Annotated in this window: 19 protein-coding genes; 10 read left to right on the top strand and 9 right to left on the bottom strand. The window is 29.5% G+C overall.

Going from position 1 to position 17,613, the window contains the following annotated elements:
• Window positions 1-2 precede the first annotated feature (2 nt).
• Window positions 3-740, bottom strand: coding sequence for a CAP domain-containing protein (locus CLCY_RS12000; RefSeq protein WP_053083324.1), 738 nt, complete (start codon window positions 738-740; stop codon window positions 3-5).
• A gap of 729 nt (window positions 741-1,469) precedes the next feature.
• Here CLCY_RS12000 and CLCY_RS11995 point away from each other — a divergent pair.
• The gene (locus CLCY_RS11995; RefSeq protein WP_048571386.1) at window positions 1,470-1,961 is read left to right on the top strand and encodes a hypothetical protein; all 492 of its coding nucleotides are present in this window, start codon (window positions 1,470-1,472) and stop codon (window positions 1,959-1,961) included.
• 445 nt (window positions 1,962-2,406) lie between these two features.
• Here the strand turns inward: CLCY_RS11995 and CLCY_RS11990 are convergent, their stop codons facing one another.
• On the bottom strand, window positions 2,407-3,516 hold the full coding sequence (locus tag CLCY_RS11990) for a DEAD/DEAH box helicase (protein ID WP_048571385.1): 1,110 nt from the start codon (window positions 3,514-3,516) through the stop codon (window positions 2,407-2,409).
• A 278-nt stretch (window positions 3,517-3,794) separates the two neighbouring features.
• On the opposite strand from CLCY_RS11990, the gene CLCY_RS11985 reads away from it, so the two are divergent.
• The gene (locus CLCY_RS11985) at window positions 3,795-4,274 is read left to right on the top strand and encodes a DUF6530 family protein (protein WP_048571384.1); all 480 of its coding nucleotides are present in this window, start codon (window positions 3,795-3,797) and stop codon (window positions 4,272-4,274) included.
• Between the two features lie 171 nt (window positions 4,275-4,445).
• A complete protein-coding gene (locus tag CLCY_RS11980; protein ID WP_048571383.1) occupies window positions 4,446-4,991 on the top strand; it encodes an ECF transporter S component in 546 nt (181 codons plus the stop codon).
• Between the two features lie 49 nt (window positions 4,992-5,040).
• On the opposite strand, the gene CLCY_RS11975 is transcribed toward CLCY_RS11980, so the two are convergent.
• Complete coding sequence (locus CLCY_RS11975) at window positions 5,041-5,412, bottom strand: winged helix-turn-helix transcriptional regulator (RefSeq protein WP_152668164.1); 372 nt, start codon at window positions 5,410-5,412, stop codon at window positions 5,041-5,043.
• A 122-nt stretch (window positions 5,413-5,534) separates the two neighbouring features.
• On the opposite strand from CLCY_RS11975, the gene CLCY_RS11970 reads away from it, so the two are divergent.
• Window positions 5,535-6,137 (top strand): FMN-dependent NADH-azoreductase, encoded by a 603-nt coding sequence (locus CLCY_RS11970; RefSeq protein WP_048571382.1) that lies wholly within the window; start codon window positions 5,535-5,537, stop codon window positions 6,135-6,137.
• A gap of 62 nt (window positions 6,138-6,199) precedes the next feature.
• Here CLCY_RS11970 and CLCY_RS11965 read toward each other — a convergent pair whose 3' ends face one another.
• From CLCY_RS11965 to CLCY_RS11955, 3 genes are all read right to left on the bottom strand, one after another.
• A complete protein-coding gene (locus CLCY_RS11965; protein WP_048571381.1) occupies window positions 6,200-6,571 on the bottom strand; it encodes a hypothetical protein in 372 nt (123 codons plus the stop codon).
• A gap of 106 nt (window positions 6,572-6,677) precedes the next feature.
• Window positions 6,678-8,159: a sensor histidine kinase gene (locus CLCY_RS11960; protein ID WP_048571380.1), complete on the bottom strand. Its 1,482-nt coding sequence runs from the start codon at window positions 8,157-8,159 to the stop codon at window positions 6,678-6,680.
• Window positions 8,159-8,818, bottom strand: a complete 660-nt coding sequence (locus tag CLCY_RS11955) for a response regulator transcription factor (RefSeq protein ID WP_048571379.1) — start codon at window positions 8,816-8,818, stop codon at window positions 8,159-8,161. Before CLCY_RS11955 ends, CLCY_RS11960 begins: the two co-directional genes overlap by 1 nt.
• Before the next feature lie 150 nt (window positions 8,819-8,968).
• Between CLCY_RS11955 and CLCY_RS11950 the strand changes: the two genes are divergently transcribed.
• The 4 genes from CLCY_RS11950 (at window position 8,969) to bioA (ending at window position 12,438) form a co-directional block, all read left to right on the top strand.
• Window positions 8,969-9,289, top strand: coding sequence for a rhodanese-like domain-containing protein (locus tag CLCY_RS11950; RefSeq protein WP_048571378.1), 321 nt, complete (start codon window positions 8,969-8,971; stop codon window positions 9,287-9,289).
• A gap of 155 nt (window positions 9,290-9,444) precedes the next feature.
• On the top strand, window positions 9,445-10,410 hold the full coding sequence (gene bioB / locus CLCY_RS11945) for a biotin synthase BioB (protein WP_048571377.1): 966 nt from the start codon (window positions 9,445-9,447) through the stop codon (window positions 10,408-10,410).
• Window positions 10,407-11,093: a dethiobiotin synthase gene (bioD, locus tag CLCY_RS11940; protein WP_048571376.1), complete on the top strand. Its 687-nt coding sequence runs from the start codon at window positions 10,407-10,409 to the stop codon at window positions 11,091-11,093. The genes bioB and bioD overlap by 4 nt, the downstream gene beginning before the upstream one ends.
• 1 nt (window position 11,094) lies before the next feature.
• On the top strand, window positions 11,095-12,438 hold the full coding sequence (bioA, locus tag CLCY_RS11935; protein ID WP_048571375.1) for an adenosylmethionine--8-amino-7-oxononanoate transaminase: 1,344 nt from the start codon (window positions 11,095-11,097) through the stop codon (window positions 12,436-12,438).
• 40 nt (window positions 12,439-12,478) lie between these two features.
• Here the strand turns inward: bioA and hcp are convergent, their stop codons facing one another.
• A complete protein-coding gene (gene hcp / locus CLCY_RS11930; RefSeq protein WP_048571374.1) occupies window positions 12,479-14,113 on the bottom strand; it encodes a hydroxylamine reductase in 1,635 nt (544 codons plus the stop codon).
• Window positions 14,114-14,246: 133 nt separating this feature from the next.
• On the opposite strand from hcp, the gene CLCY_RS11925 reads away from it, so the two are divergent.
• Window positions 14,247-14,942 carry a Crp/Fnr family transcriptional regulator gene (locus CLCY_RS11925; protein ID WP_048571373.1) on the top strand — a complete coding sequence of 232 codons (696 nt, stop codon included), beginning with the start codon at window positions 14,247-14,249 and terminating at the stop codon, window positions 14,940-14,942.
• A gap of 240 nt (window positions 14,943-15,182) precedes the next feature.
• Window positions 15,183-16,214 carry a tRNA 2-selenouridine(34) synthase MnmH gene (gene mnmH / locus CLCY_RS11920; RefSeq protein ID WP_053083322.1) on the top strand — a complete coding sequence of 344 codons (1,032 nt, stop codon included), beginning with the start codon at window positions 15,183-15,185 and terminating at the stop codon, window positions 16,212-16,214.
• 66 nt (window positions 16,215-16,280) lie between these two features.
• On the opposite strand, the gene CLCY_RS11915 is transcribed toward mnmH, so the two are convergent.
• Window positions 16,281-16,778: a hypothetical protein gene (locus CLCY_RS11915; protein WP_048571372.1), complete on the bottom strand. Its 498-nt coding sequence runs from the start codon at window positions 16,776-16,778 to the stop codon at window positions 16,281-16,283.
• A gap of 351 nt (window positions 16,779-17,129) precedes the next feature.
• Window positions 17,130-17,396, bottom strand: a complete 267-nt coding sequence (locus tag CLCY_RS11910; protein WP_048571371.1) for a late competence development ComFB family protein — start codon at window positions 17,394-17,396, stop codon at window positions 17,130-17,132.
• Window positions 17,397-17,613: the final 217 nt, after the last annotated feature.

Below are 17,613 nucleotides of genomic sequence, written 5' to 3'. Positions count from 1 at the left end.
TATTAGTTAGTAAACCATTGAGTCCAGTATGGAGTACCGTTCTTAATAACATATCCAACACCTATTTTTCCAAATTTAGCTGAAAGTATGTTAGCTCTATGTCCTGGTGAGTTCATCCAATCAGTCATAACTTCTTGAGCTGTAGGTTGTCCCATTGCAATATTTTCTCCTGCAGATGAGTAGCTTATTCCAAACTTTTTCATCATATCAAATGGACTACCATAAGTTGGAGAGTTGTGATCAAAATAGTTTTTATCTGCCATATCTTGAGATTTTGCACGAGCACCATTTGAAAGAGTAGTATCTAATGTTAGTGGCTTAAGACCAGCTTTTTGTCTTTCTACGTTAACTAATCTTCCAACTTCAGCTTCTAAAGCTGATACACTGCTTGCTGGAGTTTCAGCAGGTTTTTGTGCTGGAGTTTCAGCAGGTTTTTGTGCTGGAGTCTCAGCAGGTTTTTGTGCTGGAGTCTCAGCAGGTTTTTGCGCTGGAGTTTCAACAGGCTTTTGAACATTAAAATTAGGAATTTTAACAGTTGTGTTAGCACCTGTTTTATTTATAAAATTGAAAATTATGTTCTTCTTAAAGTTTGGGTTTTTAGCAAGATTACAATTGTAACTTGATAATGTAGTCTTTATGTTATTTGAATTTATTGTTTGAGCATGTGCAGTACTTGCAGCACCAAGAAGTGTAGTTCCTACAATAAGCATTGCAGATATTTTTTTAATCGAATTTTTCATTAGTAAGCCTCCTTAGAATTTTCTAGTTCTGAAAAGCTACATGAATACTAATTTACTCTAAGATAAATAATGTAAACTATACTTAAATACTATAGTAATGATAAAACATGTAATCATAAGACATATAATCATAGCTTGGACATTAAAGTCGAAGCTGAATCCTAGGTTGCTATTTTGTTAGAAACTTTAGATTAAATGATTTGAGATCCCCATTCTCATTATCAAGCTTGACTATATGCATAGTGAAAGGTGGAACTCTATTATAAAAATGTTCCTAAGTAAGTTATAGTGTAGAATTTTATCTATAGATTACAACACTACATTTTCTGGATTAATAATTTATCATAATAATTATCAATATAGTTATCCATTAGTATTTAGAGTTCATATTTCATATTAAATTAGCAGAACTATTTTTACTTTTAATGATTTTAATAACCGAGAGCTCTTGATTACTTGACTAGAGTATAGCATTATAAGTAAATAAATATAAAGAGTAAAAAAGTACCAAAAAATATTAATGATCTTGGACATCTTGATTTTAAAGGGATGAAGAGTTTAATGGTAATTTGTACAAGTATACGGAATGTTGCAAAATATACTTGATTTTTATGAAAAGTTATGAATTTAATTTTTAATTAACATTTAGCTATAAGTTAGTATTATAATTTTGGATTATAAGAAAAAAAGAGTATAATATGTTTAACTGATTATTATAGGAGGCATATTATGGGTAAAGTAGTTAGAACTTTGAAATTTGATGGAAGAAAAAGTGCTATTGAAGAGCTAAAGAATATTTATAGTGTTAATAGGGAAAATGAAATAATTAAAGTAGAAGAAGGGGTTACTACTTATAAAGGAGTAGAATTAGATTCTATATTAGTTAATATAATTGAAGAGATTAATAATAGCGATACTGTGATTAAAATAGAGAAATTGGTGTCACTTAAAGCTTTTCTTTTATCTAAGGAGCAAAATATGGATATAAATTTATTGCTTTATAATATAGATAAAGTAATGAAAATGTCAGATGATGGGCTTAACAAAGATGAACATGGAATTATATTTGATAATCAACTAAAAGCTTTTTTAAAAGAAGCAAATATAGATGCTGTAGATTCAGAAGATAATATAATTTTATCTGATGGGAAAAGAAAGACAAGTGTAGCAGTTCATAATAATAGCATTAATTTTAATACTATTATAGAATTAGGAATATAAATAGAATTCTAAAAGTCCTTATTAAGGACCTTAGAGGATAAGTTTTAGAAATAGAAATACCACTGGACGGTCCAGTGGTATTTTTATAATGTGGTTTGTAGGTAAATATATTTATGTGGGTAAATATATTTAACTGGTTATACAATTTAATTATATTCTTAGGTAATTATAGTTAGAACTATAATTTATAAAAGTTTTTGAGTAAAATATTTAAAAATTTTGCCTTGTTAGAAAATTTAAAATAGTCTAATAAGAAGTTATAATTTAATTATATATGAATTTTCTTAAAATTCAATATATTATTTTAATTTTGTAAAAAGTTAAAATATAATTAATAAATAATGAATAAACTGTTAACGATTCATATATTAATTTAAATATAATTTAATTTAATATTATAAAAACCTCCTATAAGTTGTGATTTTAACACTTATAGGAGGCTTTATTATAGTGTGATATTTCTTCTAGGTATACTAAATCCAATTTTCGATTCAATTTCATTTAATAGTCTCATATCCTTTGGAGCAACAAATAAGCAGGTATAGCCATTTTCCCCGGCTCTTCCTGTTCTTCCTATTCTATGGATATAAGTATCAGATGTTTCAGGAGTGTCATAATTGTAGATGTGGGTAACTCCAGTTATGTCAAGTCCTCTAGATGCTACATCAGTAGCTATTAAATATTGTATATCTGCATTTCTAAAGGATTTAAGTATTCTTTCTCTTTTTGACTGTAATATATCACTATGTATTTTAGCATAATTATATCCACGTTTATGCATAGCTTCCTCAAGAACATCTGCACGTCTTTTTGTTCTACAGAAAATAATAGCCATAAATGGATTATCTTCATCTAAAGCTTTAAATAAAGAGTCTTGTTTCCATCTATCAGTGGTTTCTACTACAAACTGTCTAATATTTTCTAGTGTTATGTCATTATTTTTTATGGATATTACTAGAGGATTATTAGTATATCTACAGGCCAATTTTTTAACATCAGAGTCCATTGTTGCTGAAAAGCAAAGAGTTTGACGCTTTTTTGGTAACTTTAAAGCTATTTTTTCTACTTCATTTTTAAAGCCCATTAATAACATCTGGTCTGCTTCATCTATTACAAAGGATTTTAATTTACTAAAGTCTATTGATTCTCTATTCATGTGATCAAGTAATCTACCTGGAGTTGCAATAATAACATGAATATTTTTTTTAAGTTTTTTTAGTTGAGATCCTATATCTTTTCCTCCATAGGCTGCTAATACCCCTAAACCCTTTACTGAGGCAAGTTTATTTGCTTCATCTGTTATTTGAATTGCAAGTTCTCTAGTAGGGGATATAATTAAAACCTGTGGGGAGTTAACACTTGTAGAAATATTTTCGAATATAGGAAGTAAAAAGGCTAGGGTTTTGCCAGTTCCAGTTTGAGCCTCGCCTATAACATCCTTTCCTTCCTTTATAGGCAGAATTGCTTCCATCTGTATTTCAGTTGGAATAGTAATGCCCTGTTTTTTTAGTAAAGTTATTATATCTTCATCAATTCCTAATTGCTTAAAGTCCATTTTACACAACCTTTCATTAGTAACTTATTATTTATTTTAAGACAATTAATAATAACATATACAGGATATTTATACTAATAAAATAAGCAAGAATAAACTTTATATGATTTTGAGTAGTAGTTAATTATAAATATTTCTAAGAAAACATGATATTAAAAAATTTAGGTAAGTGTAAAATTTAACTAGGTTTTTATTGATATTTTTTACTAATTATAATACAATATAGTTAGTAGTTTAGTAAATTAGTAATTTACTAAATATAATCGGGAGGTAATAATATGAAAATACCAACAAGTTTAAAACATAAGCCGGTAATAGTTTCAGAAAACTATGAAAATGTAGATGGTAGATATGCCTATGATTCTGATGCAAAGGGACTTTCACTTGGACTTGCACAGTGGAATGATAGAGGAAAAGTTGACGTCTCAGCAAAGGTTTGGAGACATACAGGTGGAAAGTGGTCAAGACAATCTGAAGAATTACCACTTCATAGAGTATTAGATCTTGCTATTCTTATTTGCAGAACCAAGCTTCATTTTAGAGATGCATATAGATATGAAAATTTATATGATACCGAAAATCCTAACATAGATAGAGTAGGTCTACAGGGAGATGCGATGACAGTTTCTGTTTGCACAGATAATGATAAAATTAATGAGGATATCCAGCTATTTAATCAAGCTTTAAGTGATGATGATGAACTTATTGGGGAGCGTTTAAGAACTCTTTCAAGAATTTTAAAGGATATGGGATATTAATAATTTTTAGGAGCAGTGTTTTTTATTAATTTAAGAGACACTATTTTTTTATATTTATACAGTATATTACGCTATTTATAAAACTTTATTGACATTTCACGAAAAAAATGTATTATATTTATAATATTAATTGTATTTAAATGTATCGATACAAAGTGAGGGGGATGAAAAGTGGAAAATAAAAAAATATCAGTAAAGTCACTAGTATTTACTGCACTTGCAGTAGCATTAGTTACAGTATGTACGATGGTAATACAAATTCCTGTTCCATCTACTGGAGGATTTATTAATTTCGGAGATATAATGATATTTTCAGTTGCAATAGCACTTGGGAAAAGAAAAGGTGCTGTAGCAGGTGGAGTTGGATCATGTTTAGCAGATATTTTAACTGGATATGCAATATTTGCTCCAGGAACATTTATTATTAAGGGAATAGAAGGTTTCCTATGCGGACTTATATATGAAAAGTTAAATAAAAAAGTTAATAACGTAGTATCTGTAGCTATAAGCTGTATTATTGCAGGAGCATTTATGGTATGTGGGTATTTTATATATGAATCAATTATTTTCTCAGTTGAATCTGCTATAGGATCAGTTATTGGTAATCTAATACAAGCAGGGGTTAGCGCTGTTGTTGCTATTCCAATAAGCTTAGCATTACAAAAGGCCACTAAAAATATAGTAGTAAAAAATGAAGTAGAAGAAAACATAGCCTAATAAAAGAATAATAAGAGGTAGACTTTAAAATGGAAGTCTACCTCTTATTTTACATGTTTTCATTATATGCTTTTGAATAATCTACTCCAAAGTTATACATCATTTCTAAAACAGGAACGATTTTCTTACCAAGGTCGGTTAAGTTATATTCTACCTTAGGTGGAACTACAGGATAAACTGTTCGAAGTATTAGATTATCCTCCTCAAGGCTTCTAAGCTGTTGAGTAAGCATTTTTTGTGTTACATCAGGTAGCTTCTTTTTAAGATCACTAAATCTTAGGGTTTTATTACTTAGGTACCATAATATTAGAATCTTCCATTTACCTGAAATTATTCTATGAACGATTACCATAGGGCACATTTCATACTTTTCACATCTTTCTTCCATATGGCACTGTTTATGATATAGGCTAGGATCCATTTTTTATTCCTCCATAGTATCTTTTTAGGTACTATACCACATTAAAGTACCTACTATTAAAAAATATTTCATGTCGATATAATTATATCAGAAGGTAAATGTAAATAAAAGGAGGCAAAATTATGAGCAAAGTATTATATATTAAAGCAAATCCAAATCCAGAGGGTTCTAGAACAGTAGAAATTTCAGATAAATTTATTGAAGAGTATAAGAAGTTAAACCCTAATGATGAGGTTATAACTTTAGATCTATATAATGAAGATATAGATTTTCTAAATATGGAGGATTTAAATACATTATTCTCTGAAAAGGATAATGAAAATACTGAGAATAAGGTACTAAGATATGCCTATCAATTTAAGTCAGCAGATAAGTTTGTTTTTTCAGCACCGATGTGGAATTTAAGTTTTCCAGCAATTTTAAAGGCATACATGGATTATGTAACAGTTTCAGGAATAACATTTAAATACACATCAGAAGGGCCTGTTGGATTATGTACAGGAAAAAAAGCAGTATATGTAGCCACTAGAGGATCTGTATTTTCAAGTGGTCCTGCAGAAAGTTTCGAAATGGGTGAAAGATATATGAAAGCTCTATTAGGTTTCCTTGGAGTATACAATGTAGAAACTATAATTGCAGAAGGACTAGATTCAAGTAAGGTAGATGTAGCTAAAGCTATGGAAGATGCAATAGTTAGCGGAAAGAAACTAGCGGAAAACTTCTAAGTTAATAGATAACAAAGAAAAACCACTAAGATAATATTAGTGGTTTTTCTTTATATAAAGTATTAATTGTTTTGACAAAGTCCCATGCCTTGTCCAAGGCCCATTCCTTTACCTTTGTTTTGGCCTGGAGTAGTACAAGTACTTGATCTTTCCTTAATTTTAGCCTTAAGGTAATCCCCTTGCTGCTTTGTCATAGTTCCTTCTTTTACAGATTTATCAATGTTTGCAAATTTTACATCAAGCATTTTCTTTTTTGCTTCTTCAAATGAAAGTCCTTGGTCAATATAAGACTTAACTCCACCACAGTTACCATAGCTTGCTGTCTTAGGTGCATTATCCGCTACGCTTGCAGATGCACTTTGGAATCCTCCCATATTAAATATTCCAAGACTTAAAATTCCTACTGCTCCTAATGATAAGATTAGTTTTTTCATTTATATCTCCTCCTAAAATGTTATTAAGCTATATATTTATACTAACCTCTAAATGTCACAGTAATGTTACAAGTTAATAATTTATTTATAACATTTAGTAGAAGATTTATTTAACTAAAGGGAGAGTAATATAAAATTCTACTCCAGAATAAAGATTATCATTTGAATATTTATTTATAACACCCTTTTCACCACTGTGTAGTTTTACTATTTGATCAACTATAGCAAGGCCAAGGCCAACGCGTTTATCTTTATAGTTTCTAACCTTATCTAATCTTACAAATCCTGACCATATAGTATCTAGGTTTTCCTCTGGTATAGGAAGACCACTATTATATACAGAAATTACAGCAGTTGATTCAGTGATCTTTAGGTTTATTTCTATTATCTTTTTATCGTCTACATGATGAAGGGCGTTATTTATAAAGTTTACAATAGCTTGTTCTAGACGAACTTTATCACCTAAAACCATAGCATTGTTTATATTCGTTTTTAATTTTATATTATTTTCCTTAAATCTAAAGTCTAATTTATTTATTATAGTAGTTAATAAAGTTGAAAGCTCTATTTCCTTAAGGGTTATTTTAAAAGTGTTTGATTGAAGTTTATATAGATCTAAAAGATCATTTACTATAACCTCCATCCTTTCAGCTTCATCACAAATAACATTTGTATAATAAGACTTATCATCATCACTAACAACTATGTTGCTATTTAAAGCCTGAGCATATCCGGAGATAACTGTTATTGGAGTTTTAAGTTCATGGGATACGCTACTTACAAATTCACGCCTTAGTTCATCATTTTTCTTTTCTTTATAAATTAACTCTTTTAATCTTTGGTTTTTTTCAGTAAGTTCAAGTAAAGATGATTCTATCCTATCTGATAAACAGTTTATTGTATAGGATAAGTTTCCAATCTCATCCTTGGAATTTATGTCTAAAGGTTTTGTATAGTTAAGATTTTGAAGATTTAAAGCTTTACTTGTTATTGCCATTATTGGACTTGTAAACTTCGTTGAAAAATAATATGTAGCAATTAATGCAAGAACACCTATTGGAAGTAAAATAACAAAAAGTAAGGTCAAAGATTTTTTTAGGCTATCATCTATAGCCGAAATAGGAGTTTTTATATTTATCAAGTATTTACTAAATGACTTTGAAGAGGCTAAAAAATCAACTCCTGTAGGCATATCCCTTAATATAGATAATTTTGCATCATCTTTGGTTCCAAGGTTTTTTTGTATTTTAAACCTATTTTTTTGACCGTGATTCATTCCACTATAACAAAATTGACCCATTGTTTTATCATTTTTATTTAATGAAGTAATGTTCTCATTATCAAGAGTGTCTATTATATCAATTTGAAAGTTGTATTTAATGGATACCTCGGAAATATAGGATGAAATTTTATCACTATCATTAGTTGGTAGAGTTTTAATTAATTCATTTGTTACAAGATTCATTTCTTTTAATTTTGCATTTGTATAATATGGTTTAAAAAGTATAGAATAAACAGTTATACCCATGAAAAAAATACTTAATATAAGGGTGATTGCTACAACAAGTTTTATCTTTATTGATTTCATTAACATTCACCAAGTTTGTACCCAAAACTTCGAACTGTTTTAAGGTACTTTGAACAATTTCCAAGTTTGTTACGAAGCCTATTAATATGAGTATCAACTGTTCGGGTATCACCAAAGTAGTCATCTGACCAAATAACCCTAAGCAAAGTATCCCTTGAAATAACCTTTTCTAGATTTTGAATAAAGTATACTAGCAGTTCGTATTCCTTAGGGGAAAGAGGGGTGACTATGCCTCCAACTTTTACTATATGCTTTTCAAGGTCTATTTCTATATCTTTAAAGATAACTTGAGATTTATTTGAAGAGCTGTCCTTTAAGAGTCTTTTTATCCTTGCTACAAGCAAAGCAATGTTAAATGGTTTAGATACATAATCATCTGCACCTATTTCAAAACCAAATAATTCATCAAGGTCACTATCCTTTGCTGTAAGTATTATTATTGGGACATTTGATGTTTTACGAATTTCTTTACAAACAACCCAGCCATCATAAATAGGCATCATTATGTCAAGTATTATCAAATCAAAAGTTCCTTTTTCAAACAATTCAAGTGCTTCCTCGCCATTTGAAGCGCTTTCAACGATATATCCTTGATGAGTTAAAAAATCAGTTATGAGTCTGACTATCCTTTCGTCATCATCTGCTACTAGAATTCTCAAAAGAAATTCCTCCTTATTCTTAATATTATCTACATTATAGAATACACATAGTGTAGCAAAATTTCAAAGTATAAAGCTACATTATAATTGACATTATTCATAATTAGTTTATAAAATAGTTTTATAACAATTTACAATGGAGGTATTATGATGTTTGGCTTTTTTAATAAAAGTAATTTTGACTCAATTAATGTTAATGATTTAGGTAATAAATTAGGAAAAATAACAATTATAGATGTTAGAGAACCTTCAGAATATAAAAGAGGACACATTCCTACTGCTACAAATATTCCTATGGGGACAATACTAGAAAACACAGAAAAGCATCTTGATAAAGCAAAGGAATATCATATAGTTTGCCAGTCTGGTAAAAGAAGTGAAAGAGTATGTAGTGACTTAACTTCTAAAGGTTATAAGGTTATTAATGTATTTGGTGGAACAGGGTCCTATGTTAGTTCATTAGAAAGATAATTTTATATGATTTTTTATACATAATATACCCAGTGTGGGTATTGAAAGATATTGTTAACTAATAATAAATAAAAAGTTGACAATATCTTTTTTTGTATGCTATTTTATTAATAACATTAAAGGGATTAAATATAAAATGTTTTAGGGGGATTATTATGGAAATGTTAAAATCTCTAAAAAGAGATATATTAAATGGATATAGTATTACAAGGCAGGAGGCAATTTCACTTTATAAGCTTCCATTAGAGAGTTTAGTTACTACTGCTAATGAAATCAGAGAAAAAATGTGCGGAGATTCATTTGATATGTGTACGATTATTAATGGAAAAAGTGGAAGGTGTTCTGAAAATTGTAAGTACTGTGCTCAGTCATCTTTTTACAAAACTAATATAGATGAATATCCATTACTTGAAGCTAAGAAAATTGTTGATGCAGCAGAGAAAAATCATTTAGGTGGGGTTTTAAGATTTTCAATTGTTACATCAGGAAGAAGTTTAAATGATGAAGAGATTAATAGTGTTTGTGAAAGTTATAAAGATATAGGTAAAAAGTGTGGGATATCATTATGTGCCTCCCATGGACTTCTTTCTCTAGAACAGTTTAAGAAACTTAAGGAGGCTGGTGTTACTAGATATCATAATAATCTTGAAACTAGTAGAAGGTTCTTCGAAAAAATATGTACAACCCATACATATGATGAAAAGATAGAGGCAATAAAAAGAGCTCAGCAGGCAGGACTTGAAGTTTGTTCAGGTGGGATTTTAGGTCTTGGAGAGGATATTGAGGATAGAATAGATATGGTAATGGATATTAAGGCACTTGGAATAAAGTCTTTGCCTGTAAATATTTTAAATCCAATTCCAGGAACGCCACTTGAAAATGCAAGCAAACTAAGTCAAGAAGAGATAATAAAGAGTATTTCTATATTTAGATTTATTATGCCAGATGGTGCAATAAGACTTGCTGGGGGAAGGGCACTACTTGAGGATATGGGAAGAAAGGCATTTTTATCAGGAGCAAATGCAGCAATATCAGGAGATATGCTTACAACTCTTGGTATATCCTTAAAGGATGATATAGATATGATAACATCCTGTGGATACAAGGTTAAAAAAATATGATAAAGGGGATTTTTATAACTGCTACTGGAACAGATGTTGGAAAAACATATATAACAACACAAATTACAAAAAAGCTTAGAGAAAATAATATAAATGCAGGATACTATAAGGCTGCTTTAAGTGGAGCAAGGGTAGAAAACAATAAAGTAATTGAGTGTGATTGTTTAGATGTTTTAGATGCATCATCGATTAAGGGAGAATGTGAAGAATTTGTTTCATATATTTTTGAGACTCCTGTATCACCTCATTTAGCATCAAGACTTGAAAATAAAAGCATTAAATTAAACAAAATAAAAGATGACTTTAACAGACTTAAAGAAAAGTATGAGTATATTACTGTTGAGGGAAGTGGAGGGATAGTTTGTCCTATAAGTCTAGAGGATGAAACAATTATGCTGACAGATATAGTAAAGTTACTAGATTTAGATATCATTGTAGTCGCACCCTCAGACCTTGGAACTATTAATAGTACAGTTCTTACAGTAGAATATGCAAGAAATCAAGGGATAAATGTTAAAGGAATTATTATGAATTATTATGACAGTGATAATTTTGTACATGTAGATAATAAAAAAGCTCTAGAATTTATAACAGGGGTTTCTGTTATAGGCTTAGTTGAAAAAGACGGAAACTTAAGTATGACACTTGAAGATATTTGTAGTAATTACAAGGAGTTAAATTAAAATGAATGATTTAATTAAGAAGGACTTACTTCATATATGGCATCCATGTTCTCAAATGAAGGATTATGAAGAATTAAAACCTATTGTAATTGAAAAAGCTAAGGGAATATATCTTTATGATGTTGAAGGTAAAAGCTATGCTGATGTTGTAAGTTCATGGTGGTGTAACCTCCTTGGTCACTGTAATGATAGAATTAACTCTGCAGTAAAGAGCCAAATAGACAAGTTAGAACATGTAATATTCGCCAACTTTTCAAATATACCAACAATCAACCTCAGCGCGAGACTTGCAGCATATGTTCCGAAGGGGTTAAATAAGTTTTTCTTTACTGATAATGGTTCTTCCGCAATTGAAGCAGGGATGAAAATGAGTTTTCAGTATCATTATCAAACAGGGAATCCAAAGAAAAGAAAATTCATGGCTTTAACAGATGCATATCACGGAGAGACTATAGGTGCATTATCAGCTAGTGGAGTAGACCTTTATTCAAAAATATATAATCCAATGTTAATGGATATAGTGAGGGTAGAGGCACCTGATTGCTATAGGTGTAAATGGGGAAATTGCAGAAATGAATGCAATGTAGAATGCTTTGAAAATGTTGAGAAAGAATTTAAAAAATGGGGAGAAGAAATAAGTGCATTTATAGTTGAACCTATTGTTCAAGCAGCTGCGGGTATGAGGATATACCCATCCTTGTATCTAAAGAAACTTAGGGATATATGTACTCAATATAATGTTCATCTAATCGCTGATGAAATAGCAACAGGTTTTGGTAGAACAGGGAAGATGTTTGCATGTGAACATGCAGGTATATCACCTGATATAATGTGTATATCAAAGGGATTGACAGGTGGATATATGCCTATGGCTATTGCTATAACAACAGATGAAATTTATAATGCATTTTATGCTGATTATAATGAAGGAAAAGCCTTTATGCACAGTCATACCTATTGTGGAAACCCCCTTGCAGCTTCAGCGGCTCTTGAGGTGCTAAATATATTAGAAGATGATGATATTATAAATAAATCCCTGGAAAATAGTATTTATTTTAATAAAATAATAAATGAATATTTATCTGATCTTAATTATGTTGGGGAAATTAGATCAATAGGGCTTATAAATGCAATTGAACTTGTAAAGGACAAGGAAAATAAGACTGGTTTTGATTCAAACCTTAGAATAGGATATGAGATTTATAAAGAAGCATTAAAAAGAGGGGTTCTTCTAAGACCACTTGGTAATGTTATGTATTTTAATCCACCACTAACTATAACTAAAGATGAGATGGAATCAGTAGTTTCAAAGTCAATTGATAGTATCAAAACTATATTAGAATAAGAAAAGGATAAGCAGTAAATTGCTGCTTATCCTTTTTTAATTAGTTATTCATAAATGCCTTTATATCAGACTCTACATCAGAAATTCCTTGAATGCCAAAGTTTTCAACAAGAATAGCTGCTACATTTGGTGAAAGGAATGCTGGTAGAGTTGGTCCAAGGTGAATGTTCTTAACACCTAGGTATAGTAGAGATAATAGTACAATTACTGCTTTTTGTTCATACCAAGCTATATTAAACTCAATTGGAAGTTCATTTATATCATCAAGGTTAAATGCTTCCTTTAGCTTAAGTGCTATAACTGCAAGTGAGTATGAATCATTGCATTGTCCAGCATCAAGTACTCTTGGAATTCCACCTATATCTCCAAGGTTCAGCTTATTATACTTGTACTTAGCACATCCTGCTGTTAGTATTACTGTATCCTTTGGAAGTGCCTCAGCAAAGTCTGTGTAGTAGCTTCTTGATTTTTGTCTTCCGTCACATCCAGCCATTACAAAGAATTTCTTTATAGCACCGCTTTTTACAGCTTCAATTACAGTATCTGCAAGTGAAAGAACTTGATTATGAGCAAAACCACCAACTATTTCACCTGTTTCAATTTCTGTTGGAGCAGGTAGAGTTTTAGCAAGTTCAATAATACTTGAGAAGTCTTTCTTTCCATTTTCATCCTTATCAATATGTTTACATCCATCGAACCCTGAAGCACCTGTTGTAAATAGTCTATCTTTATAAGAAGCCTTAGGAGGTACTATACAGTTAGTAGTCATTAGAATTGGTCCATTAAACTTTTCGAACTCTTCAGTTTGTTTCCACCATGCATTTCCATAGTTACCAGCAAGGTGACTATACTTTTTAAGTTCAGGATAGTAGTGAGCAGGTAACATTTCAGAGTGAGTATAAACGTCAACTCCTGTACCCTCTGTTTGTTCTAATAATTGAGCAAGGTCGTATAGATCATGTCCTGAAATAAGTATAGCAGGATTGCTTCTTGTTCCTATATTAACCTTTGTTATTTCAGGGTTACCGTAAGTTGATGTATTTGCAGTATCAAGTAGTGCCATACCATCTACCCCTACCTTACCTGTTTCAAGTGCAAGTGCTACTAAGTCTTCAGCGACATTTGTATTTAGAGTAGCTGCAAGTGCCTTTTGCATAAATGCATGAATATCTTCACTATCATGTCCAAGTTCTATTGCATGTTTCATATAAGCTGATAGACCCTTTACACCATAGATAACAAGTTCCTTAAGACTACGTAGGTCTTCATTAGATTCCTCAAGAATTCCAACATTAGGTGATTTAGCATCTATTTCTTCCTTAGATGAGCCTGTCCATAAAGCCGCTTCACTTAGTTCTTCATTACTTAATTGAGATAATAAAGAATCTTTAGCATTTACAGTTTCCTTTACTCTATTATAAAATACTTCTTCATCAAAGTTAGCATTTGTTATTGTTGAGAAAAGGTTAAGAACAACCATGTGGTTTATTTTAGTATCTATTTTAATTCCAAGTTTTCTAAGATTAGTAGTAACCTCAGAAAGACCCTTGGTTGTATAAATTAACATATCTTGAAGTCTTGCAAGTGAAGGAGTTTTACCACAAACACCTTTAATAGTACAACCACTGCAACCTACAGTTTCTTGACATTGAAAGCAAAACATATTATTATCCATAAGAACATCTCCTTTAAACGTTTTATTATCGTAGATTTAATATACTATATCTAAATCTAGAAGTATGTTGCTATAGCAACGAAAAACAAAATTTACTACAAAAATGGTTAAATTTATTAAGGTAGGTGTAGAGATGGATTTACAGGAAATAGTTAATATATTAGTTAAAGTAAATTTATTTAGAGGTATTGAAAGAGAAGAAATTTTAAAAATAATACCTTGTTTAGATTATAGAGTCAAATCCTTTGATAAGGGAGCTAATATATTTCAAGCAGGGGACACTGTAAATAATATAGGTATTGTATTAAGTGGATCCTGTGAAATTAGCAAGGAAAATGTAGCAGGAAATAAAATAATTGTTGCTATGTTAAGTAGTGAAGATATGTTCGCAGAGTCTATTGTTTGTAGAAAAAATAAAATTAGTCCTGTTAACGTTACTTCGATTGAGAATAGTAAAATAATTTTTATTTCATATGATAAGATTATTAGAAGTTGTGATAATTCATGTGGGTTTCATGTGAATTTGATTAACAATTTATTAGTTACAATAGCAGAAAAGAATTATATATTAAATAATAAAATAGATATACTACTATTGAAGAGTATGAGAGAAAAAATAGCTACATTTCTATTAAATAAACAAAAACAAACAGGGAGTTTTTCTTTTAATATTGAAATAAATAGAAATCAACTAGCTGAATATCTTAATGTTTGTAGAAGTGCTCTCTCAAGAGAACTTTCACGTATGAAAGAAGAAAATATAATAGACTTCTATAAGAATACCTTTAAGATTAAGGATATTGAAAGTCTTAAAAAAATAATTCAGTAGATAATAATAGATAATACTATATATGCAAAGAAAATCTAAGCTAATCATAATAAATGAGCATAAGGGCATTGTGAGAAAAAGTTAAGGGTTAACCTTAGCTTTTTCTATTTTTATAAAAAGGTATATAATTTAAAATAGATAAATATAATAGTGCGATTGCTGTGTTATAGAATATATCTATTTATAAGTTTTGAGAAATTGCAATGAAGCTTATTTATATAATAAAAGTAGAGGTAGAATATGATTAGAACAATAGATTATAAAAAAATAGATGATGATGAGATAAAGGATAGTTATGTTATTATCGATGTTAGAAGTCCTAAGGAGTTTAGGAGGGCAACTATACCAGGTGCAATAAATATACCTATTTTTAGTGATGAGGAAAGAGAAGAAATAGGAACAGTATATGTTAAAGACTCTGTTGAAAAAGCAAAACATCTTGGGGTAATTGCTGCTTCAAAAAAGCTTCCTGAAATATATGATAAAATTCAAAAGCTTCAAAGAAAATATAAAATGATTATATTCTTTTGTGAGAGGGGAGGTATGAGAAGTAGTTCCCTAGTATCTTTCTTATATACAGTTGGAATAAACTCCTTTAAGTTATTAGGTGGTTACAAAGCATATAGAGGATTTATTAATGAAAACTTACCTAGAAAAGTAGAACAAGTAAGATTTATAGTTTTGCATGGTAATACTGGTGTTGGTAAGACAAAACTTCTAAAAAGACTTAGTGAAGAGGGATTTGATATTTTAGACTTAGAAGGATGTGCAAATAATAGGGGATCACTGTTTGGTGATATAGGACTTGGAGATGAAAATTCTCAAAAATACTTCGAAAGCCTTGTTTATAACACATTAAAGAAGAGAAAAGGCAATATAGTTTTTGTTGAAGCCGAAAGTAAAAGGATTGGACATGTAATTATACCAGATTATATATACTCTTTAATGAAAAGTGGTAATCACATTAATATTAATGCTGACTTATCTTCAAGAGTAGCAAATATAATGGAGGATTACGTTCATAATAATGTAGATGAGCTAATTGAGCATATAGATAAGCTAAGTAAATATATAAGTTCTAAAAACATCGAGAAATATAAAAAAGAAATTTTAGATGGTAAGTATAAAGGTGTAATAGAGGAGCTTATGCTAAAATACTATGACCCCTTATATGAAAATAAGATTTATAATTATTCTTTAGAAGTAGATAATTCTAATATAGATTTCGCATGTAAACATATAAAAGCATGGATTAATAGTAGTTATAAGTAAAAATAGTTTATAAAATTTTTAGAGCTGCAAATGTGCAACTCTAAAAACTTTATCTGTATGAAAATATTAACCTTCAAAATCTACTTTAGTAAGTTTACCTTTTTCACCAATAGTTATTTTTGTAATTTTAGCTAATTTCTTTTCATCGTTTATTTTAGCACATTCTAGGACTTGATAAACCTTTGATGTGTCTTGATTGATTTTATAAACATCTCTAAGAATCTTTAGTATTGAATATGGATGGTCAGGGTCTTTAATGCTTATCATTGATGTGTTAGATATTTGAATTGTATCAGTTACAAGTTTTTCAAAATCTATATCCTTAAGATCTGGGATAATATAGTACTCAGCTTCATCGTTTAAGTCTTCAAATCCTTTTACTTGCTTTATTTTGAAGTTTGATTTAGCTACAGTACTTACTGTTGCCATTAGAGGAAGGATGCCCCAGCCTTTGTGTCCGGAAATAATAAAGGAATCTTTATTCATTATAGCTTCCTCAATGTATTTGCCATAGGCTTCGGTCATAAAATTTGTATCAACAAGCTTTTTTAACATTGGATTCATATCAATACCCCCTGATAACTATGTATTTAGAAATCTAATATATATATATTAGTATATACATATTATAAATATAATAACATTAATATGGAAAATATTCAAAGAATTTTAAATATTAAACTTATTTTATATTTAAAGTTGTTAAAAAAGAAACAAGCAGTTAAGGGAGTTAAACTTAACTGCTTGTTTTATTGTAAATATGATTTGGGGTAAAAAGTTTAAATGAATATGCAATCAGTATGGTTTTAAAGTCCATATACATGATTTGGCTTCAAAATAATAATAAAATTTTAAGGTGTGTTTTATGTGTAGTTAGTATGTTATTTATATGAAATATAAAATTTAAAAACACTCTTAATGTCTTTGACTACTTTTTACTATTTTCATAGCTTCAGCTACAGCCGTCATTACATCTGTCATTTTTTGATTATCAGCAAAGATTAATTTAGTCCATATATTGCCTTTATCTGAAGAAAAATATTTTGGGGGAAGCTTATTAAGTGAAAGAGCAATTACATCATTTTTACATTTTTCACATTTACAAAAATCTTTATCAGTATTCTCATTCCATAGTTTATCAACTAAGTCTTCAACTACATCTTCCATATAATTTTTTACCATTTAAATACCCATCCTTTTCGATTAGTAGTTTTATCCTAGTTATAATAATACTATATAATAACATTATTATAAAATATTTGCTTATATTGTAGTAAAAATATAAAAAGTATTATAATATAATATTTGTAAAAAAATTAATTTAATAGATTTATTATCCTGTAGAGGGTATGAAAGATTACTTTAAAATACCGATAAGCAAAGAAAAGAGTAAGGTGGG

This window comes from Clostridium cylindrosporum DSM 605, assembly GCF_001047375.1.
In the GTDB taxonomy this organism is placed as follows: Bacteria; Bacillota; Clostridia; order Clostridiales; family Caloramatoraceae; genus Clostridium_AB; species Clostridium_AB cylindrosporum.
The sequence above is the reverse complement of the archived record's forward strand: the minus strand, read 5'-3'. Positions and strand labels throughout refer to the sequence as shown.